At 42.2% G+C, this 22,953-nt stretch carries 18 protein-coding genes and 2 tRNA genes; 18 read left to right on the plus strand and 2 right to left on the minus strand.

The window, feature by feature from the left end; genetic code table 11:
• Nucleotides 1-22: 22 nt before the first annotated feature.
• The 12 genes from G602_RS0103460 to G602_RS0103520 all read left to right on the plus strand — a co-directional run bounded on the left by G602_RS0103460 (nucleotide 23) and on the right by G602_RS0103520 (nucleotide 11,811).
• Nucleotides 23-94 (plus strand) — tRNA-Glu (locus G602_RS0103460).
• A 6-nt stretch (nucleotides 95-100) separates the two neighbouring features.
• Nucleotides 101-171, plus strand: a tRNA-Cys gene (locus G602_RS0103465).
• 138 nt (nucleotides 172-309) lie between these two features.
• Nucleotides 310-1,212 carry a S1 RNA-binding domain-containing protein gene (locus G602_RS0103470; protein ID WP_044930951.1) on the plus strand — a complete coding sequence of 301 codons (903 nt, stop codon included), beginning with the start codon at nucleotides 310-312 and terminating at the stop codon, nucleotides 1,210-1,212.
• A gap of 147 nt (nucleotides 1,213-1,359) precedes the next feature.
• Nucleotides 1,360-2,076: an NAD-dependent protein deacylase gene (locus G602_RS0103475; protein WP_026657700.1), complete on the plus strand. Its 717-nt coding sequence runs from the start codon at nucleotides 1,360-1,362 to the stop codon at nucleotides 2,074-2,076.
• Between the two features lie 290 nt (nucleotides 2,077-2,366).
• The gene (gene rpsF / locus G602_RS0103480) at nucleotides 2,367-2,657 is read left to right on the plus strand and encodes a 30S ribosomal protein S6 (RefSeq protein ID WP_026657701.1); all 291 of its coding nucleotides are present in this window, start codon (nucleotides 2,367-2,369) and stop codon (nucleotides 2,655-2,657) included.
• 22 nt (nucleotides 2,658-2,679) lie between these two features.
• Nucleotides 2,680-3,135: a single-stranded DNA-binding protein gene (locus G602_RS0103485; RefSeq protein ID WP_026657702.1), complete on the plus strand. Its 456-nt coding sequence runs from the start codon at nucleotides 2,680-2,682 to the stop codon at nucleotides 3,133-3,135.
• 76 nt (nucleotides 3,136-3,211) lie between these two features.
• On the plus strand, nucleotides 3,212-3,475 hold the full coding sequence (rpsR, locus tag G602_RS0103490; RefSeq protein WP_022763528.1) for a 30S ribosomal protein S18: 264 nt from the start codon (nucleotides 3,212-3,214) through the stop codon (nucleotides 3,473-3,475).
• Nucleotides 3,476-3,713: 238 nt separating this feature from the next.
• Nucleotides 3,714-5,765: a DHH family phosphoesterase gene (locus G602_RS0103495; protein WP_026657703.1), complete on the plus strand. Its 2,052-nt coding sequence runs from the start codon at nucleotides 3,714-3,716 to the stop codon at nucleotides 5,763-5,765.
• A gap of 26 nt (nucleotides 5,766-5,791) precedes the next feature.
• Nucleotides 5,792-6,238, plus strand: coding sequence for a 50S ribosomal protein L9 (gene rplI, locus G602_RS0103500; RefSeq protein WP_026657705.1), 447 nt, complete (start codon nucleotides 5,792-5,794; stop codon nucleotides 6,236-6,238).
• A gap of 1 nt (nucleotide 6,239) precedes the next feature.
• A complete protein-coding gene (gene dnaB / locus G602_RS0103505) occupies nucleotides 6,240-7,598 on the plus strand; it encodes a replicative DNA helicase (RefSeq protein WP_026657706.1) in 1,359 nt (452 codons plus the stop codon).
• A gap of 145 nt (nucleotides 7,599-7,743) precedes the next feature.
• On the plus strand, nucleotides 7,744-10,071 hold the full coding sequence (locus G602_RS29660; RefSeq protein WP_081675819.1) for an extracellular solute-binding protein: 2,328 nt from the start codon (nucleotides 7,744-7,746) through the stop codon (nucleotides 10,069-10,071).
• A 12-nt stretch (nucleotides 10,072-10,083) separates the two neighbouring features.
• Complete coding sequence (locus G602_RS0103520; protein WP_026657707.1) at nucleotides 10,084-11,811, plus strand: methyl-accepting chemotaxis protein; 1,728 nt, start codon at nucleotides 10,084-10,086, stop codon at nucleotides 11,809-11,811.
• A gap of 60 nt (nucleotides 11,812-11,871) precedes the next feature.
• Here the strand turns inward: G602_RS0103520 and G602_RS0103525 are convergent, their stop codons facing one another.
• Nucleotides 11,872-12,042 carry a DUF362 domain-containing protein gene (locus tag G602_RS0103525; protein ID WP_022760404.1) on the minus strand — a complete coding sequence of 57 codons (171 nt, stop codon included), beginning with the start codon at nucleotides 12,040-12,042 and terminating at the stop codon, nucleotides 11,872-11,874.
• A 382-nt stretch (nucleotides 12,043-12,424) separates the two neighbouring features.
• Between G602_RS0103525 and nifJ the strand changes: the two genes are divergently transcribed.
• Nucleotides 12,425-15,952 (plus strand): pyruvate:ferredoxin (flavodoxin) oxidoreductase, encoded by a 3,528-nt coding sequence (nifJ, locus tag G602_RS0103530; protein ID WP_026657708.1) that lies wholly within the window; start codon nucleotides 12,425-12,427, stop codon nucleotides 15,950-15,952.
• Nucleotides 15,953-16,006: 54 nt separating this feature from the next.
• Here the strand turns inward: nifJ and G602_RS0103535 are convergent, their stop codons facing one another.
• Nucleotides 16,007-16,708, minus strand: coding sequence for an adaptor protein MecA (locus G602_RS0103535; RefSeq protein WP_026657709.1), 702 nt, complete (start codon nucleotides 16,706-16,708; stop codon nucleotides 16,007-16,009).
• 756 nt (nucleotides 16,709-17,464) lie between these two features.
• Here G602_RS0103535 and G602_RS0103545 point away from each other — a divergent pair.
• The 5 genes from G602_RS0103545 (at nucleotide 17,465) to G602_RS0103570 (ending at nucleotide 22,951) form a co-directional block, all read left to right on the plus strand.
• The gene (locus G602_RS0103545; RefSeq protein WP_026657710.1) at nucleotides 17,465-19,183 is read left to right on the plus strand and encodes a glycosyl hydrolase family 18 protein; all 1,719 of its coding nucleotides are present in this window, start codon (nucleotides 17,465-17,467) and stop codon (nucleotides 19,181-19,183) included.
• 205 nt (nucleotides 19,184-19,388) lie between these two features.
• Nucleotides 19,389-20,447, plus strand: coding sequence for an L-threonylcarbamoyladenylate synthase (locus G602_RS0103555; protein WP_026657713.1), 1,059 nt, complete (start codon nucleotides 19,389-19,391; stop codon nucleotides 20,445-20,447).
• 93 nt (nucleotides 20,448-20,540) lie between these two features.
• On the plus strand, nucleotides 20,541-20,978 hold the full coding sequence (gene rpiB, locus G602_RS0103560; RefSeq protein WP_026657714.1) for a ribose 5-phosphate isomerase B: 438 nt from the start codon (nucleotides 20,541-20,543) through the stop codon (nucleotides 20,976-20,978).
• Nucleotides 20,979-21,225: 247 nt separating this feature from the next.
• Nucleotides 21,226-21,708 carry a deoxycytidylate deaminase gene (locus tag G602_RS0103565; RefSeq protein ID WP_026657715.1) on the plus strand — a complete coding sequence of 161 codons (483 nt, stop codon included), beginning with the start codon at nucleotides 21,226-21,228 and terminating at the stop codon, nucleotides 21,706-21,708.
• 25 nt (nucleotides 21,709-21,733) lie between these two features.
• On the plus strand, nucleotides 21,734-22,951 hold the full coding sequence (locus G602_RS0103570) for a cell wall hydrolase (RefSeq protein ID WP_242835479.1): 1,218 nt from the start codon (nucleotides 21,734-21,736) through the stop codon (nucleotides 22,949-22,951).
• Nucleotides 22,952-22,953 lie beyond the last annotated feature (2 nt).

Consider the following 22,953-nt stretch of genomic DNA (forward strand, 5'->3'; position numbering starts at 1 on the left):
GCCTGCGAGGCAGGAAAAACACGGCTCCGTGGTCAAGTGGTTAAGACATCGCCCTTTCACGGCGGTAACACGAGTTCGAGCCTCGTCGGAGTCATTATATGGTGACTTAGCCAAGTGGTAAGGCGTGGGACTGCAACTCCCTGATCGTCGGTTCAAATCCGTCAGTCACCTTTAGATGTAAGTCTTAAATGTTAAGCATTTAAGGCTTTTTTCTTTTGTTCAAATGACATTTTAAGTACAATTCTTTAGTTCAGCGTTGTATAATCAATTTTAGATGAATTTATTAGTATTAAGGAGGGGTATCAAATTATGGAATCAATGGAAGATTTCAAGGACGAGATTGACAGATCCTTTAGACAGATTAAAGAGGGGGATATACTTACCGGAACAGTAATTGGTGTGGAGGACACATATGTACTCCTGGATATCAAATACTATACTCAGGGTGTTATTAAGGCAGAGGATTTAAGTGATGATCCCAAGTTCAATATTAGAACTGATGTTAAAGTTGGAGATGAAATTGAGGCTACAGTAATAGCTACAGATGATGGTAACGGTAATATTCTTTTATCTAAAAAAGAGGCTACTCAGGTTCTTGCCTGGGATAAATTAAAGGCACTTCTTGAGAGCAAAGAAAATGTAACGGTTACAATAAGTGAAGCTGTTAAGAGCGGAGTAGTATGTTTTCTTGAGGGAATCAGAGCATTTATTCCGGCATCAAAGCTTTCTCTCAATTATATTGAAGAGGATGCCCTTAAAGATTTTGTAGGTAAGAAACTTGAAGTTAGAGTTATTACTGCAGATGAAAAGGATAAGAAACTGGTTCTTTCAGCAAGAGAGATTCTCAAGGAAAAGGCTGACGAGGAGAGAGCACAGAAAGTATCTAATGTTCAGGTTGGCCTTGTAACTGAGGGTACAGTAGAGAGTCTCCAGGATTATGGTGCATTTATTAATCTTGGAAATGGTCTTTCAGGACTTGTGCATATATCACAGATTTCAAATCAGAGAATTGCTCACCCGAGCTCAGTTCTTAAGGTTGGAGACAAGGTTAAGGTAAAAGTAACAGCGATTAAGGATGGCAAGCTCAGCCTTAGTATGAAGGCACTTCAGGATGTTGCTGCGACAGAGATTACTGAAGAAAAGATAGAATTTGAGAGTGAGGGAGAAGCTACTACTTCTCTTGCAGATCTTCTTAAGAAGGCCGGTTTCTAAACAGGAAATACTATTAATTATTTTTAATTGAAAATATTATAGACTTGCGCATTTTTTTCACATAAAGTCCTGGATATTTCTTTAGGAACGTGATTTTTATAATTCAGAAAATGAAGCACCTATTATTATAAAAGTGAGGCAATTAGTATGGATGATAAGATCAGAGAGTTAAAGGAATTAATTGATGGCAGTGACAATATAGTTTTCTTTGGCGGAGCAGGAGTATCCACAGAGAGTGGAGTTCCGGATTTTAGAAGTGAAGACGGACTATATCACCAGCATTATAAGTATCCACCGGAGCAGATGCTAAGCCACAGCTTTTATAGGCAGATGCCCGAGGAGTTTTTCAGATTTTATAAGGATAAGCTGCTGGTTAAGGGCATTCAACCGAATAAAGCCCATCTGAAGCTTGCGGAACTGGAGAAACAGGGAAAACTGAAGGCCGTTATAACACAGAATATAGATGGACTTCATCAGGCTGCAGGTAGTAAGGAAGTTCTGGAACTGCACGGAAGTGTTCATAGGAATTACTGTGAAAAATGCGGAAAATTCTATGACTTTGATTTTATGGCTGAATGTGAGGGTGTTCCTTACTGTGATTGTGGCGGAAGAATCAAACCGGATGTTGTTCTATATGAAGAAGGACTTGATATGGACGTCATGAGCAGGGCAGTTGGATATATTTCCAATGCTGATGTGCTTATAATCGGTGGAACATCATTGGTGGTTTACCCTGCGGCAGGACTCATAGATTATTATCGTGGTCATAAGCTTGTTCTTATAAATAAGCAGGCTACAACCCGTGATTCGCAGGCTGATCTTGTAATTCAGGGGCCTATAGGTGAGGTTCTTAGTCAAGTCTAAGTCCAATATTTTCCCTATGTGGATAGTATATAATAAAAGCCTTTCCCTTGGGGGCGCACATCGTCCAGTGGACGATGGCTTTGCACGGACCGAAGCGGAGCGAAGACAGGTGGCCCGAAGGGTCGGATGAGGGGAATAGTCAGTCAACTCGATTAAAATTCTGACTATCATAAAATGGCCGATTTTTGCTTGCAAGATTTCATATTTTGTGATAAATTCTATCTCTGTGATAATTTCCTTGTTACCATAATGAAAATGGTAGCCAGAGACCAAAAGGAGGTAAAGAAAGCATGACAAAATATGAGTTAGCCGTTATCGTTAACGCAAAGATCGAAGACGACGCCAGAACAGCAGCTGTTGACAAGTGCAAAGCTTTGATCGAGAGATTCGGCGGACAGATCACAAATGTTGATGAGTGGGGCAAGAAGAAGCTCGCTTATGAAATTGAGAAGATGAACGAAGGCTTCTACTATTTCATTCAGTTCGACGCTGAGCCTACAGCACCCGCTGATATCGAGAAGCGTGTCCGCATCGTCGATGGCGTCATTCGTTATTTGCTTGTTAAGCAGGACGAGGCCTAAATAGAAAAGGACGAGAAAAAATATGAATAAAGTTATACTTATGGGACGTTTAACAAGAGATCCTGAGGTTAGATACTCTCAGGGAGAAAGTTCTCTTGCAATTGCAAGATATTCACTTGCAGTAGACAGAAGATTTAACAGAAATAACCAGGATGGCCAGACAGCAGATTTTATTAACTGCGTAGCTTTTGGTAAGAGTGGTGAATTTGCTGAAAAATACTTGAAAAAGGGAACTAAGATTGCCGTCACAGGCCGCATCCAGACTGGTAGTTATACCAATAAGGAAGGTCAGAAAGTATATACTACAGAAGTAGTTGTTGAGGATCAGGAATTCGCTGAGAGCAAAAATGCTAACGGCGGAAATGGGGGATTCTCAGGTGGCTCACAGGCACCCGCTTTTGATGCTCCCAGCAGTAATCCGGGTGATGGTTTTATCAATCTTCCCGATGGAATTGATGAAGAGCTTCCGTTTAATTAATTGATTTATTTTCACCGGATATAGGAATGATTCTAGTCAGGTGATGTCAACTGAAATTCGATAAGGAGGTACCACAATGGCTTTCAATAAGTCTGATAGAACCGATTCTCCTGTAAGAAGAAAAGGTGGTATGCACAGAAGAAAGAAAGTTTGTGTTTTCTGTGGAAAAGACAATGTTATTGATTACAAAGATACAGCAAAGCTGAAGAAGTTTGTTTCTGAGAGCGGAAAGATTCTTCCCAGACGTATCACAGGTAACTGCGCTAAGCACCAGAGAGAGCTTACATCTGCTATCAAGCGTGCTAGACATTTGGCTCTTATGCCTTACGAGGCAGAGTAATTAGCAGTTGCTGATTAGTCAAAATATGTAAATCAAGGCACTTTTTAGAAGTAAATTCTAAGAAGTGTCTTTTTATTTACATATATGAATTATTCGTTGTTCATAAGAAGTCTAAATAATCGAGGTTTAAGCTATGTGCTTATACCGGCAATATTTAACCATATATGATTTTGCGTTTATTTATGCTATTATATGATAAATGGGCGTTTTATCGTCTTTTACAGATGGAGAACAGATTATGCCGAAGAATAAGATAAGGCTTAAGGGAAAACTAAAAACATTTCTTCGAATTTTTATTTATCTTGGTATACTTCTTACCTGTGTAATGGTAGCTGTATTTACGGTGGATTTTACTGCAGGTCTTATTGTAGCTGCATTTACCGCGCTGTATCTAATGGCTGTGCTGTATCTTTATTTTTACAATAAGCCGGTAATAATGAATGAGCTTATCAGTTTTGCTACTGAGTATGGTCAGATTCAGAAGCGGCTTTTGAGAGAGTTGGATTTACCTCATGCTCTTCTTGATGATACAGGGAAGATTGTATGGACTAATGTTGCTTTTGAGAAGGCTACTCATCAGGAAAAGGGTTTTCGTAAGCCAATATCAGTACTTTTTTCCAATATCACTCCTGAGAAGTTCCCGGTGGGCGAAGAAGAGGTGCATCAGGATGTTGAATATGAGGGTAATTTTTATACTCTGAAGATGAAAAAGATATCTCTTGAAGAGATGGCAGCTAATAGCGATATTATCGATTCAGATGGCTATGAAGGTTATCTTATAGCTGTATACCTGTTTGATGAGACAGCGTTAAAGCTGGCTATTAATGAGGTTGATTCTCAGAGTCTTGCAGCCGGTCTTATTTATATAGATAACTATGATGAGGCCCTGGAGAGTGTTGAGGAGGTCAGAAGATCTCTTTTGACTGCTCTTATTGATAGAAAAATAAATAAGTATATTGCAACCTGTGATGGTATTGCGAAGAAGATTGAGAAGGATAAATATTTCATAGTAATGCCGAAGAAATCAGCACAGTATCTAAAGGAAGTGCGATTTGATATTCTGGAGGATGTTAAGACTGTCAATATAGGAAATGAGATGGCAGTTACGCTGAGTATTGGTATTGGTCTTGATGGTCTGTCCTATGCACAGAATTATGAATTTGCAAGGAATGCTATAGATGTCGCTTTGGGACGTGGCGGTGATCAGGCTGTAGTGAAGACTCCGGATGAGATTATGTACTTTGGAGGTAAAAGCCAGAAGGTTGAGAAGAGTACCAGAGTTAAGGCTAGAGTTAAGGCGCATGCTCTTAAGGAAATCATTAATGGTAAGGATACTGTTATCGTCATGGGACACAGGCTTGGTGACGTGGACAGTTTTGGTTCATCAGTCGGTATTTATAGAATTGCCAAGACTTTGGATAGAAGATGCCACATCGTGCTAAATGATGTGACGAATTCGATGAAGCCTTTGGTGGATCTTTTCAAGGATAATCCGGAGTATGAGTCGGATATGATTATCAGTAACCAGCAGGCTATTGATATCGCAGGAAGTAATGTTGTACTTGTGGTTGTTGATGTTAATAAACCAAGCATTACCGAGTGCCCGGAGCTACTTAAGTTCTGTAAGACGATAGTAGTACTGGATCACCACAGGCAGGGTGCTGAGGTTATTGAGAATGCTACGCTGTCTTATGTGGAACCGTATGCTTCCAGTGCATGTGAGATGGTTTCAGAGGTTCTTCAGTATATTGATGAGACGGTTAAGATCAGACCTGAAGAGGCTGACAGTATGTATTCCGGAATTGTTGTTGATACCAACAATTTCATGAACAAGGCAGGAGTAAGAACCTTTGAGGCGGCAGCTTTCCTCAGAAGAAATGGCGCTGATGTAACAAGAGTTAGAAAGCTTTTCAGAGAGGATGCGACGGAGTATAAGGCTAAGGCAGATGCTGTCGGTCAGGCAGAGATTTACCGCGGAGCTTATGCGATTTCGGTTTGTGCCACAGAGGATGTTCAGAGTCCTACAATTGTGGCTGCGCAGGCTGCAAATGAGTTGCTTAATATTAAGGGAGTTAAGGCGAGCTTTACTTTAACTCAGTACCAGAATCAGATTTATGTAAGTGCAAGATCAATTGATGAGGTCAATGTACAGATAATTATGGAGAAACTTGGCGGCGGCGGACACATTAATTCAGCCGGATGTCAGTTTGAGGGTATAAGTGCTGAAGAAGCTATTAATATGGTAAAGAGTACGCTGGATGCAATGATTGAGGCTGGGGAGCTGGCGTAAGGCAATATAGAACGGAGGAGTTTAGAATGGAAGTAATTTTGTTAGAGGATGTTAAATCTCTTGGAAAAAAAGGCGACGTCGTTAAGGTAAGCGACGGCTACGCATCAAATTTTATTTTGCCTAAGAAGCTTGGAGTAGAGGCAACAAAGGCAAATCTCACAAATCTGAAAAATCACCAGGCAAAGGATGCGCGTGATGCGCAGGAGCTTCTTGAGAAGATGCAGGAGTATGCTAAAGAAATAGAGCAGGTGACAGTTCGTCTCACAATGAAGGCTGGTGAGGGCGGACGTGTTTTTGGTTCCGTTTCTTCAAAGGAGATTGCGACAGAAGCAAAGAAGCAGTTTGGCTTTGCGTTAGATAAGAAAAAGATTCAGCTTTCCGAGCCTATCCGTAACTTTGGTACAACAGAGGTTCCTGTAAAGCTTCATCCACAGGTTACTGCTACACTTAAGGTTTCTGTTACGGAGGCTTGATATGCCTGAAGAAAATGTATTACAACGCACCATGCCCAACAGTCTCGAGGCAGAGCAGTCTGTTGTCGGTGCCATGATCATAGATAAGGATGCGATTCAGGTGGCATCCGAGATAATTACAGGGGACGATTTTTATAACAGACAACTGGGAATGCTGTTTGAGGCGATGGTGGAACTCCATAAGGAGGGAACTCCAGTAGATGGAATCACCCTGCAGAATCATTTAAAGGAAAAAAATGCACCGCCTCAGGTGTATGACATGAACTATATTCTTGGAATGGCAGAGGCTGTTCCTACTTCTGCAAATGTGAAGTTCTACGCAGAGATTGTTCATGAAAAGAGTAAGCTGCGTGAACTTATTCATTCCTGCGGTGAAATCATAAACAATTGCTACAATGACAATATGGATCTGGCAGATCTCATGACTGATACTGAAAAGGAGATTTTCAGGATTACACAGCTTAGAAACAGCGGCGAGTTTGTGCCAATCAGTGAAGTTGTCATGAATGCCCTCAACAAGATTGAGATGGCAAGTAAGATGCAGGGAACAGTAACCGGTCTTGCGACAGGATTTACGGACCTTGATTACAGAACAGCAGGTTTCCAGCCTTCTGACCTTATTCTTATAGCAGCTCGTCCTTCTATGGGAAAGACTGCGTTTGTTTTGAATATTGCACAGTATATGGCTTTTCATCAGGATAAAACTGTCGCAGTTTTTTCACTGGAAATGTCGAAGGAACAGTTGGTAAACCGTCTGATGTCCATGGAGTCGCACGTTGATTCACAGCACATCAGGACCGGTAACATGACAGATATGGACTGGGAGAATCTGATCGAGAGTGCGGATCTCATAGGAAGATCACATCTTATAATTGATGATACTCCGGGTATTTCTATTCAGGAGCTTCAGTCTAAGTGCAGAAAATATAAGATGGAACATAATCTTCATATTATTATGATTGACTATCTGCAGCTGATGAGTGGCAGTGGTAAACGCTCATCTGAATCAAGACAGCAGGAGGTCTCAGAGATTTCAAGAGCGTTGAAGGCTCTTGCCCGTGAGCTTAATGTTCCTGTTGTTGCACTGTCACAGCTTTCCCGTGCCGTTGAATCAAGACCGGATCACAGGCCGATGATGTCTGATCTGCGTGAGTCCGGAGCTATCGAGCAGGATGCAGATATGGTTATGTTCATTTATCGTGATGATTATTATAATAAGGATACTGATAGGAAAGGTGTTTCAGAGATTATTATAGCTAAGCAGAGAAATGGCCCGATCGGTACTGTAGAGCTGGCTTGGCTTCCTGAGTTTACAAAGTTTGCAAACCTTGAGCCATCCTATAGAAGCAACCAAGAGTAAGTGCTCACTTGCCTACCCCATTCGGGGTAGGCTTTTTTCGTTATATAAATAAAAAATAAACTAAATTAAAATAATCTAAAACGGCCATATTTTATTGAAGTAGGTCCTTTATGTTGATAAATTGAATTATATGGAGGGCTGGTATATGGGAAAGAGAATACTTGGTTATCTTGTTGCTGCAACTTTGATAATGAGTCTTGTGGTGGGATGTGGATCAAAAGCTGTGGAAAATGGAGCAGGTTCTGATAAGCAGGCAGATGACGGAGAGTTTCCTTCCGGGAACGTGACGCTTAGGGTCTGGGGTGCCGAGGAGGATGGTGAGCTGATAAATCAGATTATCAGTGGATTTACTTCGGAGTATGCCGGTCAGGCCACTTTTAATATTACATTTGAGGCACATAGTGAAGCGAACTGTAAGGATGATATTTTGGGAGATGTGCTGAACGCTCCCGATGTTTTCACCTTCGCAGACGATCAGCTTATGGCATTTGTTGCCTCCGGAGTTCTGAAAAAGGTTCAGAATGATTCGGATATATCAGTAAGAAATCTTAAGGCTGCAGTTGATGCAGCTTCAGTTGGAGGGTCGCTCTATGCATATCCGCTCACGGCGGATAATGGTTATTTTCTTTTTTACAATAGCAAAGAATTAAGCGAGGAGGATGTTCAGACGATGGACAGCCTCCTTGATGCTGCCGGAAAAAAGGGTAAAAAGGTATTTATGGATATGAATTCCGGTTGGTATATGTATTCTTTTTTCGGAAATACGGATATGGAGATTGGTCTTAATGACGATGGAATCTCTACCTATTGTAACTGGAATGCGAAGTACACCGATATCACAGGAAAAGATGTGGCTGAGGCAATGCTGAAAATCGCAGCAAATCCGGCATTTACTGCAGTAAGTGATGAGGGATTTGCGGCAGGTGCAGCCAGAGGTGAGTTCGTGGCAGGTGTGAGCGGAATCTGGGATGAAAATGCGATAAAGGAAGCCTGGGGAGATGATTATGAAGCAGTTAAACTGCCCACATATACAGTAGCGGGGCAGCAGCTTCAAATGGCAAGCTATGCAGGTTATAAACTGGTGGGTGTGAATTCATATTCTGAAAATGCGGCATGGGCAGCGAAGTTTGCGGACTGGATGACAAATGAGAAGAACCAGACTTTGAGATTTAATATGCGTGGACAGGGGCCTTCCAATAAAAATGCTTCAGCTTCAGGTGATGTTGCGCAGTCAAAGTCGATAAAGGCGCTTCAGCAACAGGCAGAGTTTTCAAACTTACAGCGTGTTGGCGGAACATACTGGGATGCTGCAGCTGCTTTTGGTAAAGAGGTGAGTGAAGGGAATCCTTCGGGTAAAGATTTACAGGTGCTTTTAAATGAGATGGTCAAAGGAATCACCGGAGAAGAGACTACCGGTGATGCTCCGGGAAATGATCTGGAGGAAGTTGTCGAAGAGTCACTTGTGGAAGAATCTATTACGGAAAAGGAATCTGCGGAAGAAACCGATACGGTCGAGGAAAAAACAGATACGGAAGAGACAGACAAGAAAGAAATAGACGGGGAAGAAACCGATACGGAAGAGACAGATAAGGAAGAATTAGGTACGGATGAGACAGTTGTGGATGAGGTAGTTTCTGAAGAGGGAGCAGGGGATGTTGAGAAAATAGGTGAAGTAGAAAAAACAGAAGAAGAGATCACAACTGAAGGGCACAAGAAGTCCACGGAAGAAGTAGGTAAGGATATAGAGGAATCTACAGATGAGGAAATGAATAAAGAAACTGCAGACGAAGAAATGAATAAAGAAACTGCAGGCGAAGAAATGGACAAATCAGTTGGCAAGGAGAAGGCAGACGAACCTGTAGATAAGAAGACAGAGGAAAAAGCAGCGGACAAAACCGGTAAAGATGATAAAGGCGTAGAAGGTAAAGATTCTGATAAGGATGTCAAAGATACATCAGACAAAGAATCTGCGAAAGAAGCCAAGGAAGATGCTAAGAAGTCCGGAGTAAAAGATGTAAATGGCAAAGCAACTGATGCAGGAAAAGGTAAGGACAAAGCGACTGAGACAAAAGATGCAAATGATAAAGCGTCTGACGCAGGAAAAGAAAAGGATAAAGCAACTGCAACAAAAGATGCAACAGGCAAAACATCTACAGGAGAAAAAATAAATGGAAAAGCTTCCGAAGTAGAAAAAGCAACTAACAAAGAAACCAAGAAGGAAATCAACAAAGAAACCAACAAAGCGACCAACAAAGAAACTCAGGGTGAAAGTTCAAAGAATAAAAACTCTAAGAATGGAAAAGCAAAAATATCCGGCAAGGCAGCGGGAGTATATAAAAAGACAAAGGCTTCGGGAGCATCAACCGGAGTTACCATAGAGTCAGACGGCGAAGGTGGCAAAGAAGATGGAACTGGTGAAGAAAGTTCTGATTTTGATGGATGTTTGGAACTGGGGAAAGCAAATTGGAAATAGGAGGGAGGCACAATGAAGAAAAAAACAAGTATCAGAACGAAGATAATGGTGCCGGTACTTCTGCTTGGAATAGTTTCAATTTTGTCGAATGTAATGGCACTTTCTAACCTTAGAAAGGTTAATAATACGGCCTCAACTATATCTGATGAGTATTTAACTGCTATAACGGAGCTTGATACAATCGGTCAGACATCTAAGGACGTGCATACTCTTGCGTTGTCACATATTGTTGCGACGGATTTTGCAACCATGACTTCGGTGGTAACTGAGATTGAGTCGGAAGAAGCAGTATTGGAGGAAGCAATCGCTGATTATAATAAGTACGTTACCTCTGATACATCAGCGAACTACGATAGCATGGTAAAGGATTATCAGACCTTTAGGGATTCTGTAAGAGTTCTTCTTGCGCAAAGTGCAAACCAGAAGACAAAGGATGCATATGCGACAGCAAATGGAATAGTGGCAGATAATTCAAGAAAGCTTAACGATGATATCAACAGTATTATTGCATCTTTTCAAACAAGCGCTAATACTGAGAAGAACCATCTGGAATCTGCCTTCACCATGTCCATGTTCTCGGGAGTAATTGTAATCATAATAAGTGTAGTAGCAACTTTGGTAGCAATTTTCATGGTTTCAAGACATGTGATAAGGCCTGTCATAAAAGCAGAAAAAGAGCTGCATGAGATTATTGACGGCATCAATAACCGTCAGGGAGATCTTACGCGCAGAATTACTGTTGATTCCGAGGATGAAATCGGAGCATTAAGTCATGGTATCAATGCGTTTATCGAATTGCTACAGAATATTTTTGTAATGATTACAAATAATTCTACAGCAATGGATCAGGTGGTCAGCGATGTTCTCGGAAGCGTGCAGACATCCAACAGCAGTGCAGCAGATTTGTCAGCGCTCACGCAGGAGCTTTCCGCAACTATGCAGGAGGTTGCAAACAGTGCAGGGACAATCAACCGGAATACAGAGTCTGTCAGAATTGAAGTTGACGAGATGGCAAGAAAGAGTCAGGAGATCAATGATTATTCCAAGGCCATGAAGGAACATGCTGATAATATGGAGCAGTCCGCTAAAGCAAATATGGATGAGACCAATGAGAAGGTTGAGCATATTCTTGCGGCGTTGAGCCAGGCAATTTCCGACAGTCAGAGTGTTGACCAGGTTAACTCTCTTACGGATGAGATTATGAGCATCGCCAGTCAGACAAATCTTTTATCACTTAATGCTTCAATTGAGGCTGCGAGAGCAGGTGAAGCAGGTAAAGGCTTTGCGGTTGTTGCAGGTGAAATCGGATCACTTGCTGAAAACAGCAGACAGACAGCAGGGAATATTCAGGAAATCAATTCTGTTGTAGTGAATGCGGTACATAATCTTGCAGACAGTGCAAATGAAATTGTAGATTATATGAAAAATTCCATTCTTCCTGAGTTTGAAAAGTTTGTGGAGGATGGTGAAAAATACAGGGACAATGCAAACTATATTGAGTCTGTAATGGCTGACTTTACGAATAAGACGGAAGGCTTCAAGGAGACCTTCAATGAGATAGCGGAGTCCATAAGCAGCATAACGACAGCTATTGATGAAGGAGTAAGAGGTGTATCTTGTGCAGCCGAAAGTACGCAGACACTTGTTACAGATATGGATAATATTTCCAGGAGAATGGATGAAAATCAGAGGATAGCGGGAGAACTTGATGACGAGACTGCGATATTCGCTAAGATTTAAAAGGAAAATAAAAAAGCAGCGCGTAAGCGCTGCTTTCCTTTTTCATTTGCAATTATGCAATTAGCCCTGAGAAATAGCTGAAACAGGGCACTGAGCTGCGCAAGAACCGCAGTCGATGCATGTATCAGGATCGATGTTGAACTGTGAGTCTCCCTGAGAAATAGCAGATACAGGGCACTGACCTGCACATGATCCGCAGCTGATGCAAGAATCACTAATAACGTATGCCATATTAAAAATCTCCTTCCTGAATTAAAAGTTTGTAATATAAGAAACGATCGGTATTAGCCGTTACCAATCTATATTACCTACTACAAAAGATATGATAATATAATTGTTTGTTTTTCGCAAGCAATTTAACGATAACTTTTATCTGTATAGTAGTAGTTTATAAAAGATTTATTTTTTTTATATTTTCGTTATTTTGTTTATAAAAATTATCAGGGGATAGGCGTGGAAATGCAGTAATTGCGTTGACTTTGAGAAATCACAATGTTAGAATTTAAGTTGCGCGTAGTGCGTACTTTAGCGATTTTACGGCATAGGTGTGTAAAAGCTTAACATGTCTATACGTGATAATCCATAAATCTTATTAAAGGTAGGAGGAATACAAATGGCAAGAAACATGAAAACCATGGACGGCAACGAGGCTGCGGCTTATGCTTCATATGCATTTACCGAAGTTGCAGCCATGTACCCGATCACACCTTCATCAGTTATGCCTGAGCATGTTGATGAGTGGGCTACTGCCGGCAAGAAGAACATCTTCGGTCGTACAGTACAGATCACAGAAATGCAGTCAGAGGCAGGTGCAGCAGGTGCTGTACACGGATCTCTTGTAGCAGGTGCACTTACATCTACTTACACTGCATCACAGGGACTTCTTCTTATGATCCCTGATATCTATAAGGTAGCTGGTGAGCGTCTTCCCGGTGTGTTCAATGTATCAGCTCGTTGCGTAGCTTCACATGCGCTGAACATTTTCGGTGATCATTCTGACGTCTATGCATGTCGCCAGACAGGTGCAGCAATGCTCTGCAGCTCAAGCGTACAGGAGGTTATGGATCTTACACCTGTATCTTACATGGCTGCTATCGAGGGCAAGCTTCCCTTCATTAACTTCTTTGATGGTTTCCGTACATCACATGAAATCCAGAAGATCGAGGTTTGGGATTACAAGGATCTCGATGAGATGGTAAATCACGAGGCTATTGACGAGTTCAAGGCTAACGCTCTTAACCCGAATCATCCTCGTCAGATGGGTTCAGCTCAGAACCCGGATATCTTCTTCCAGGCAAGAGAGGCTTGCAACACAGGTTATGACGAGCTTCCTGCAATTGTTCAGAAGTACATGGACAAGGTTAATGCTAAGCTTGGAACAGATTACAAGCTCTTTAACTACTACGGAGCAGCTGACGCTGAGACAATCATCGTTGCTATGGGTTCCGTAAACGATACAATCGAAGAGACAATCGATTACCTTGCTAAGCAGGGCCAGAAGGTCGGCGTAGTAAAGGTTAGACTTTATCGTCCTTTCGATGCTAAGGCACTTGTTGATGCTATCCCTGCAAGCGTTAAGAGAATTGCAGTTCTTGACAGAACTAAGGAGCCCGGTTCATACCGTGAGCCTCTTGCTCTTGATGTTATCGCAGCTCTTAAGGGCACTAAGTTTGAGTCAGTTCCTGTAATGTGCGGACGTTACGGTCTTGGTTCCAAGGATACAACTCCTGAGCAGATCGTTGCTGTTTACAACAATACAGATAAGGAACAGTTCACAATCGGTATCAATGATGATGTTACACATCTTTCACTTGATGCAGGTGCTCCCCTTGTTACAACTCCTGAGGGAACAACAAACTGTAAGTTCTGGGGTCTTGGTGCTGACGGTACTGTTGGTGCTAACAAGAACTCTATCAAGATCATTGGTGATAACACAGACATGTATGCTCAGGCATACTTCGATTATGACTCTAAGAAGTCAGGCGGTGTTACAATGTCTCACCTTAGATTTGGTAAGACTCCTATCAAGTCAACTTACCTTATCAAGAAGGCTAACTTTGTAGCTTGCCATAATCCTTCATACATCCGCAAGTTCAACATGGTTCAGGAACTTGTTGATGGAGGATCATTCCTTCTTAACTGCCCTTGGACAGTAGATCAGCTTGAGACTGAGATTCCCGGACAGGTTAAGAAGTTCATGTACGACCACAAGATCAACTTCTACATCATGAATGGTTCTAAGATCGGTGTTGAAGTAGGAATGGGTCCTACAAGAATTAACACAATCCTTCAGTCTGCATTCTTCAATATCACAAAGATCATCCCTGAAGATGATGCAATCAAGTTCATGAAGGATGCTGCTCAGAAGACATACGGCCGTAAGGGTGAAGATGTCGTTAAGAAGAACTGGGATGCTATCGATGCCGGTGCTGATCCGAAGAACCTCATCAAGGTTGAGATTCCGGAGAGCTGGAAGGACGCTAAGGACGAAGGCCTTGAGTTCACAGAAGCTAAGGGCGATCGTAAGGACGTTGTAGATTTCGTTAACAATATCCAGTCCAAGGTTAATTCTCAGGAAGGTAACACTCTTAAGGTTTCAGACCTTCTTCCTTATGTTGACGGTTCTACACCTAGTGGATCTGCTGCATTCGAGAAGAGAGGTATTGCAGTTAACGTTCCGAAGTGGGATGCTACAAAGTGCGTAGAGTGTGGATTCTGCTCACTCGTTTGCCCTCACGCTGCAATCAGAACAGTTGCTCTTACAGATGAAGAAGTTGCAGCTGCACCTGAAGGACTTCAGACAAAGGATCTCAATGGAGTTCCCGGATACAAGTTCTCAGTTGTTATCTCTGCACTTGATTGTACAGGATGTGGCTCATGTGCTAATGTCTGCGTTGGTAACAAGGCTGGCGAGACACTTAAGATGGGCGCTATCGCTGATAACAAAGACGAGCAGAAGTACTTCGACTATGCTGTTAAGACTCCTGTTAAGACAGAAGTTGTTGAGAAGCTTAAAGAGACAACAATCAGAGGTTCACAGTTCAAGCAGCCTCTCCTTGAGTTCTCAGGCGCTTGCGCAGGTTGTGGTGAGACACCTTATGTTAAGCTTGTTACTCAGCTCTTTGGTGACAGAATGTATGTTGCTAACGCTACAGGATGTACATCAATCTGGGGTAACTCCTCACCTTCAACACCTTACACAGTAAATGCTAAGGGTCAGGGTCCTGCATGGGATAACTCCCTGTTCGAAGATAATGCTGAGTTTGGTTTCGGTATGGTTCTTGCACAGAACGCACTCCGTGACGCTATTAAGGAAAAGGTTGAAGAGATCGTAGCTGCTGGCGGTTCTGCTAAGGATGCTGCTCAGAAGTATCTCGATACATTTGCAAATGGCGCAACAAACACAGCTGCTACAGAAGAGCTTGTAGCTGCACTTGCAGGCGACAGCTCAGATGCTGCTAAGTATGTTGTTAAGAATAAGGACTTTGCTGCTAAGAAGTCACAGTGGATCTTCGGTGGTGACGGATGGGCATTCGATATCGGATTCGGTGGTCTCGATCACGTACTTGCTTCCGGTAAGGATGTAAACGTTCTCGTTGTTAACACAGAGGTTTACTCAAATACAGGTGGACAGTCTTCAAAGGCTACTCCTACAGGTGCTGTAGCACAGTTCGCTGCAGGCGGTAAGGAGATCAAGCAGAAGGATCTTGCTTCTATCGCAATGAGCTATGGTTATGTATACGTTGCTCAGATCGCTATGGGTGCTGATATGAACCAGACACTTAAGGCAATCGCAGAGGCTGAGGCATATCCGGGACCTTCACTCATCATCGCTTATGCTCCTTGTATCAACCAGGGTCTTAAGGCCGGCATGAACAAGGTTATGGACGAAGAGAAGAAGGCAGTTGCTACAGGATACTGGCATATGTTCAGATTCAATCCTGCTGCAGAGCAGAAGTTCACACTTGACAGCAAGGCTCCTACAGAGGAGTATCAGGACTTCCTTGATGGTGAGGTTAGATACCTTTCACTTAAGCTCAAGAATCCTGAGAGAGCACAGAAGCTCTATGCTAAGTCTAAGGAGAACGCTCAGGAGCGTCTTGACTACCTGAACAAGCTCGTTACTCTTTATTCAAAGTAATTAGTGAATAGTTAGGAATAAAAAACCTTCGACACGAAAGTGCCGAAGGTTTTTTTATATATTAGATAATTTTTGAATGGCTTCATCCCTTATGATCACTGTGAAGTGCTCATCAAGATACTGCTCACTTATAGAATTTGAAGATTCTGATTTACCATATTCTGAAAGAAGTGTGCATAATTTCTGCAGTACTGCTGCTGACTCATCGTCAGGGTGAATCAGAAGATATAACCTGCCGTCTGCTTCGTTCTTGTATAATGTGTTCCTGACTGATACTGAAACATTGTTAAGCGATGCAAACTGCATTACAGAATGCATTGATCCAAATGAGAAAAGGAAAAACGGATCAAGAGCTTTGGCGTTCTTCTTCGTCTCCGGAGCAGGTTCATTTTTGATTTTTTGGAAAAGATCCATAATGTCTTCTTCAGATTCATCCTCGTCTTCAGAACCGTTGATCTCACTCTGAAGTGCAGGAGAGAAGTTTGCAAAACGTGTGTCAAGCTCCTCCGGATCTTCGACTTTAGTTATAATGAGAACGATGCACTCGGAATTGATAGGAACAGCTTCTATCATTAGCGGAATATCCTCCGCATCAAACCCGAACTGGTAATTGGCCTGCTGCATCATATCACGAAACAGGTCCTTTGCCTTATCTGTTCCATATGCAAGCTCGCTGATTTTCAGCTCTCTGCTTGCCAGGTCTTCCTTTGTGAGTGTGCATCGGATCTGACAATCATTTACTCGCTCGATTTTCATGCGATGCCCTCCCTATATAAAAACGTTATTAAAATCCAATAATGGTTTTTATATCTTAAACAAAAAGATGTCCATGTGTCAATAGATGTATCGGCATGTTTTAAAATTTCATATATAGGTTAAAATTATAAAAATGATATAAATTGAAATTTGGTGTTGACATTATGATTGATGTCGTGTATATTACATACTCGTGGTGCCTCTGCAAAGCGTATCAGGGAGGAGGCATGGTACACAACAGTTTAATAAAATGTTTCACACATTCTGTGTGGAATGTCTTACAAGTTCAACCGATAATCTCGGAAGAAATCACAAAAATAAAACTGCAACCTATTATATACAAACAACAACATTTTTAAATCTTGCAGGAATTATTTTTTAGATGATAAAGATTGTGATACAGCAGTGGCACCTGTGCCATTCGCGGCGATCTCTGATCTTGTTTCTTATACCCGGAGAATTAATCTATCAGACTTATAAGCAGTGCTTGGGAAATTATCACTGGGTAAGGTCTGTCTTAGACCGGAATTACTTCTTTTGGTTCTGAAAGTTTAATCCCCCTTTGTGATTCAGTTGACATTATTGAGAAGGGCCCCACCATCGCATGACATGTCGGAATTAAGACAACAGATGACATTTATTAAGATATGTCCAGGTATAAAAAGAAGCTGAATATCAGAGTAATCGCCGAGAAAATGGCAATTAAATGAAATATTATGGTATAATGAGGCGATTGAAAGGAGTCGGTATTTTTAAATGAAGAAAAAAATTAAACCGGTGATTTTTATAATCGCCCTTATTGTTATTTGCGGACTTATTTATGCGGGACAGCTTTTAATTGAGCATTTTTCATATACAAAAGATAAAGTGGATTTAAACGAGTACTACGGACTCACCGATGCTAAGCAGGCCGTTCTTTTTATTGATGATGAGCTCATGGATGAAAAGGCTGCCTATTTAAATGATAAGTTCTATCTGAAATACGATCTGGTTAAAGAACATATTTCAAATAGATTTTATTATGGCGTGGCTGATGGAATTATGGTCTATACCGGGCCAAATGCAATTTATACTGCTTATCTTGGCGAGAGTATGATTACTTCTTCAGAGGGCGAGACCATAAATCTTGATACTCCCGCGGCTATACTTGAGGGTGAGACACTGTATGTTTCTGTGGACTATATAACTATGTTTACAGATAACACATATGATGGATATGTGGATGATGGTCCTTTTAGAATCAGGATTTATTCAGCTGCCGGAAAAGAAGTTCAGGTTGGTAAGCTGAATAAGAATATAGCTATAAGAAAGCTCGGAGGCAGAAAGAGTGAAGTGGTAAGTAATAATACCGCAGGAGCTGTAACTGTTGTGGAGCAGATGGAGGAGTGGTCACGGGTAATCACAAGTGACGGCCACATTGGATATATTGAGAATAAGTACATCAAGGATACCGCTCCAACAGTACTGGTCGGTACCGCAAGTGCTAACAAGGTAAATCTTGGAGAATATAATTCCATTAAAATGGATACCAAGCTGAATATGGGATTCCATGCTATTGGTGGGATTTCAGGAAATGAATCTGTTGCGGGTATCCTGGCTCAGGCGAAGACTTTAAATGTCATTGCACCTACGTGGTTTTCAATATCTGATACCGAGGGCAATATTTCAAGCTATGCAACTCACGACTACATAACTGCTGCGCATGCAAGCGGGGTTCAGGTATGGGCCGTGGTAGATAATTTTAATAATGAAAATAAGCCTGACACAGAGACGGTGCTTTCAAGTGCGTCAGCTCGTGCGAATCTTATTTCGAATCTTATGGCACAGCAGGCTGAATACGGATTTGAGGGAATCAACGTTGACTTCGAGCTTATTAGTGAGAGTTATGCGGATTCTTATCTCGAATTTTTGAGAGAGTTATCTGTGGCATGTCGTAAGAACAATATTGTTATGTCTATCGATGATTATGTTCCCATGGATTTTAATGATCACTATGATCTTCACGAACAGGGAATTATTGCTGATTATGTGGTTATCATGGGCTATGATGAGCATTATGCAGGTTCTGAGGAACCGGGTTCTGTTGCATCTATAGGCTATGTGACTACGGGAATCAACAAGGCGCTTGAAAACGTAGCAGCGGATAAGCTTATCAATGCGGTTCCTTTTTATACAAGACTGTGGACAACAAGCGGCGGAGAGCTATCAAGTAAGGCACTCCATATGGACGGGGCAGCAAGCTTTATAGCTGAAAATGGCATCGAGATGAAGTGGGACGAGGAGACTTGTCAGTATTATGGTGAGAAAACCGCAGATAATGGCGATTTTTATCAGATATGGAACGAGGATGCCAGGTCGATTGAGACTAAGCTTAGTGTGATGCAGAGTGCAGGAATTGCAGGTGTTGCAGAGTGGGCGCTCGGGTTTGAGACCGCGGATGTGTGGGATGTATTTGCGGATTATATGAGTAAGTAAGTAATGCCCCTCATCCGGTCCTTCGGACCACCTTCCCCCCAAGGGGAAGGCAATAAAGGCAGATACTTTCTCATAAAGACTTTCCTTAAAGGGGAAGGCAATAAAGGCAGATATTATCTCATAAAGCCTTCCCCTTGGGGGGAAGGTGGCGCGAAGCGCCGGATGAGGGGATTTTTAGAAGAAATCAGGAAATTATATATAAATTATGAAAACGGAAGTAATTAAAATAGAAGAAAACAACATAGATTCCACTGCTCTTGCAAGCCTGCAACGTGCAGGTGAAATCCTGAAATCCGGCGGTCTTGTAGCTTTTCCTACTGAGACTGTCTACGGACTTGGCGGAGATGCGCTAAATCCGGAATCATCAAAGAAAATCTACGCAGCAAAGGGTAGACCATCAGATAATCCGCTGATTGTTCATGTGGCGGATATGGAGTCAATTGAAAAGATAGTAAAAGAAGTTCCGGAGGCAGCATATAAGCTGGCAGATGCAGTTTGGCCGGGACCGCTGACTATGATAATGAATAAATCGGAAGCTGTACCTTATGAGACAACGGGCGGACTGGATACAGTGGCAATAAGAATGCCCAGCAATAAGATTGCAGCAGAGCTTATAAGACAGGCGGGAGGTTATATAGCAGCTCCCAGTGCTAATCTGTCGGGAAGACCAAGCCCCACAGAAGTAAAGTATTGCATTGAGGATCTCGACGGAAGAGTAGAGATGATAATTGACGGCGGACAGGTGGGAATCGGTCTGGAATCAACGATTGTTGATTTAACTGTTGAGACGCCTATGATACTGCGCCCTGGATATGTTACCAGGGAGATGCTTGATGATATTCTTGGAGGTGTCAGCATCGATAAGACAATCCTAAGCGCTGACAGTGGTGTTAAGCCCAAGGCTCCTGGAATGAAGTACAGACATTACGCACCTAAGGGGGATCTCACGATTGTCGAGGGTGATCCTGCAGCGGTTACGGAGTATATAAATGCGGAGATTGAAAAGCTCCGTGCCGAGGGTATAAAGACAGGGGTTATTGCCACATCTCAGACCAGCGATCTGTATAAGGCAGATGTTGTAAAAAGTGCAGGTAGCAGAGATGATGAGGAGGAGATTGCAAGAAATCTTTTCAGTATACTCAGGCAGTTTGATGATGAGAATGTAGGATGCATGTACTCCGAGGCATTTAATGAAAATGGAATCGGACAGGCCATTATGAACAGACTTCTTAAGGCAGCAGGCCATAAGGTAGTGAAGCTATAAAAATGTAGGAAGTAAACTTCATCTAAAAGCTTCCAATCCTGGAAATGACAGATGAAGAGAAATATATTTTAACTTAACGGAGGAGTATGAAAAATGATAGCACTTGGTAGTGATCACGGCGGATTTGACATCAAGCAGGTGGTAATTGAACACCTGAAAGAGAGAGGAATAGAGTACAAGGATTTTGGTACTTATGATAAGAATTCCTGTGATTATCCGATTTTTGGTAAGGCAGCAGCTGAAGCTGTAGCCAGCGGCGAATGCGAGAAAGGTATTGTAATCTGTACAACAGGTATTGGTATTTCTATTGTTGCCAACAAGGTAAAGGGAATCAGATGTGCACTTTGCAGTGAACCTCATTCTGCAAGGCTTACAAGAGAGCATAATGATGCTAATGTTCTTGCTATGGGTGGCGCACTTATCGGTCCTGATATGGCGATTGATATTGTTGACACATTTTTGGATACGGAATTCTCCGGGCTTGAGAAGCATGAGAGAAGAATATCCGAGATATCTGATATGGAAGTGTGATTTGCAGAACCCCTCATCCGGTCCTTCGGACCACCTGTCTTCGCTCCGCTTCGGTCCGCGCAAAGCCATCGTCCACTGGACGATGTGCGCCCCCAAGGGGAAGGCTTATGATGAATGGGATTGCAGAATATAATAAGTCTTCATATGGGAAGGCTTATGATGTATGGGATTTGCTGATTATATAAATGCCTTCCCCTTGGGGGGAAGGTGGCGCGGAGCGTCGGATGAGGGGAAGGGAGATTAAAGTATGAAAAGAGAAGACTATATTTCCTGGGATGAGTATTTCATGGGAGTTGCAAAGCTTGCAGCCATGCGTTCAAAGGACCCGAACACTCAGGTAGGAACCTGCATTGTCAGCCAGGACAACAAAATTTTATCTATGGGATATAATGGATTCCCTATTGGCTGTGATGATGATAAATTCCCATGGGAGAGGGACGGGGAGGATGAACTTTCTACAAAGTATCCCTTTGTTACGCACAGTGAGCTAAATGCCATTTTGAATTACAGAGGCGGAAGTCTTGATGGCGCAAAGCTTTATGTATCACTTTTTCCCTGTAATGAGTGTGCCAAGGCAATCATTCAGGCGGGGATAAAGGAAGTGGTTTATGACAGCGATAAGTACAGCTCTTCTGCAGCAACAAGAGCATCCAAGAAGATGTTCGATGCGGCGGGAGTAAAGTACTATCCATACAAAAGAACGGGGAAAAATATTCATATAGAAATTTGAAAAAATATTTTGTCAGAGGATTATTGTGAAAAGCTATTGGGGAAAGGCCTTTCGCCTCGCAGCACTTGCTATGATGCCGGTGGTATGTCTTGATTTGGGGAGTCCGGCAGTGAGTGTCCATGCAACAGAGGAGACTAAGAAAGCGCTTGAGGAAGCGAAGGATAAACTTAATAAGACAAAGGATCAGCTGAGTGATACGCAGGAACAGCTTGATGATAAAAAGGAAGATATCAGTAATTTACATCAGGAAAAGACGGTTCTGCAGAACAAGCTTAATGACTTAAATGAGCAGCTTGCGGAGGTGAGTAATAATCTGGAGGATTTAGAGGGCCAGATAGATACAAAGGAAGAAGAGATTACAACCACGCAGGAGGAGCTTGCTGTTGCGATCAATGTCAAGGATGAGCAGTATGCAGCTATGAAAAAGCGAGTGCAGTTCATCTATGAAAAGCAGGAATTTATGCTTTTTGACATGCTGTTGGATGTGGGAGGATTTGCTGATTTTTTGAATCAAAGTGATTATGTTGCAGCATTGTCAGCCTATGACAGAAAAATGCTTGAACAGTATAAGGAAATCTGCATGAATATCGACAACAAGGAGCATATCCTTGAGTCGGAAAAAGCACAGCTTGATGAATATAAGGTTCAGGTTGAGGCTGAGCAGAGCAGAGTCTCCGGGCTTGTGAACCAAACCAGTGGTAGTATCAAAGAATATAAGCAGAGTATTTCCACAGCTGAGGAAGAGGCTAAAAATATTGAGGAACAGGCCAGAGAGTATGAAGCTCAGATAGAAGATCAGAACAAGGATGTTAAGGCTCTTGAGGCTAAACTTGCTGAAGAAATCAGACTGTCTAAGCTGGCAAAAAAATCAAAGTGGAGAAATATTTCAGATGTTTCTTTTGGAGATGGTGACAGATATCTTCTTGCTAATCTGATATACTGCGAGGCCGGTGGCGAGCCATATGAAGGAAAGGTTGCTGTAGGCGCAGTAGTAATTAACAGAGTTTTGAGTTCTGTTTACCCTGATACGGTGACAGGAGTTATATATCAGTCGGGGCAGTTTTCACCCGTTGGAAGTGGAAGGCTTGCCCTTGCTCTGGCAAACGGAAGCGCAACAGATGCCTGCTATAAGGCAGCAGATGCTGCTATGGGCGGAGCAACAAATGTAGGAAACTGTGTATACTTCCGTACTCCGATACCAGGATTGTCCGGAATTAATATCGGTGGGCATGTATTTTATTAAGA

Source organism: Butyrivibrio sp. AC2005, from assembly GCF_000424145.1.
GTDB lineage: Bacteria > Bacillota > Clostridia > Lachnospirales > Lachnospiraceae > Butyrivibrio.

Coding starts and splice junctions, on each gene's coding strand:
- G602_RS0103555 (WP_026657713.1), top strand. CDS start 19,389: ATGAAAACGGAAGTAATTAAAATAGAAGAAAACAACATAGATTCCACT.
- dnaB (WP_026657706.1), top strand. CDS start 6,240: ATGCCTGAAGAAAATGTATTACAACGCACCATGCCCAACAGTCTCGAG.
- G602_RS0103495 (WP_026657703.1), top strand. CDS start 3,714: ATGCCGAAGAATAAGATAAGGCTTAAGGGAAAACTAAAAACATTTCTT.
- nifJ (WP_026657708.1), top strand. CDS start 12,425: ATGGCAAGAAACATGAAAACCATGGACGGCAACGAGGCTGCGGCTTAT.
- G602_RS0103565 (WP_026657715.1), top strand. CDS start 21,226: ATGAAAAGAGAAGACTATATTTCCTGGGATGAGTATTTCATGGGAGTT.
- G602_RS0103520 (WP_026657707.1), top strand. CDS start 10,084: ATGAAGAAAAAAACAAGTATCAGAACGAAGATAATGGTGCCGGTACTT.
- G602_RS0103470 (WP_044930951.1), top strand. CDS start 310: ATGGAATCAATGGAAGATTTCAAGGACGAGATTGACAGATCCTTTAGA.
- rpsF (WP_026657701.1), top strand. CDS start 2,367: ATGACAAAATATGAGTTAGCCGTTATCGTTAACGCAAAGATCGAAGAC.
- rpsR (WP_022763528.1), top strand. CDS start 3,212: ATGGCTTTCAATAAGTCTGATAGAACCGATTCTCCTGTAAGAAGAAAA.
- G602_RS0103535 (WP_026657709.1), bottom strand. CDS start 16,708: ATGAAAATCGAGCGAGTAAATGATTGTCAGATCCGATGCACACTCACA.
- rplI (WP_026657705.1), top strand. CDS start 5,792: ATGGAAGTAATTTTGTTAGAGGATGTTAAATCTCTTGGAAAAAAAGGC.
- G602_RS0103545 (WP_026657710.1), top strand. CDS start 17,465: ATGAAGAAAAAAATTAAACCGGTGATTTTTATAATCGCCCTTATTGTT.
- G602_RS0103485 (WP_026657702.1), top strand. CDS start 2,680: ATGAATAAAGTTATACTTATGGGACGTTTAACAAGAGATCCTGAGGTT.
- G602_RS0103525 (WP_022760404.1), bottom strand. CDS start 12,042: ATGGCATACGTTATTAGTGATTCTTGCATCAGCTGCGGATCATGTGCA.
- G602_RS0103475 (WP_026657700.1), top strand. CDS start 1,360: ATGGATGATAAGATCAGAGAGTTAAAGGAATTAATTGATGGCAGTGAC.
- G602_RS29660 (WP_081675819.1), top strand. CDS start 7,744: ATGGGAAAGAGAATACTTGGTTATCTTGTTGCTGCAACTTTGATAATG.
- rpiB (WP_026657714.1), top strand. CDS start 20,541: ATGATAGCACTTGGTAGTGATCACGGCGGATTTGACATCAAGCAGGTG.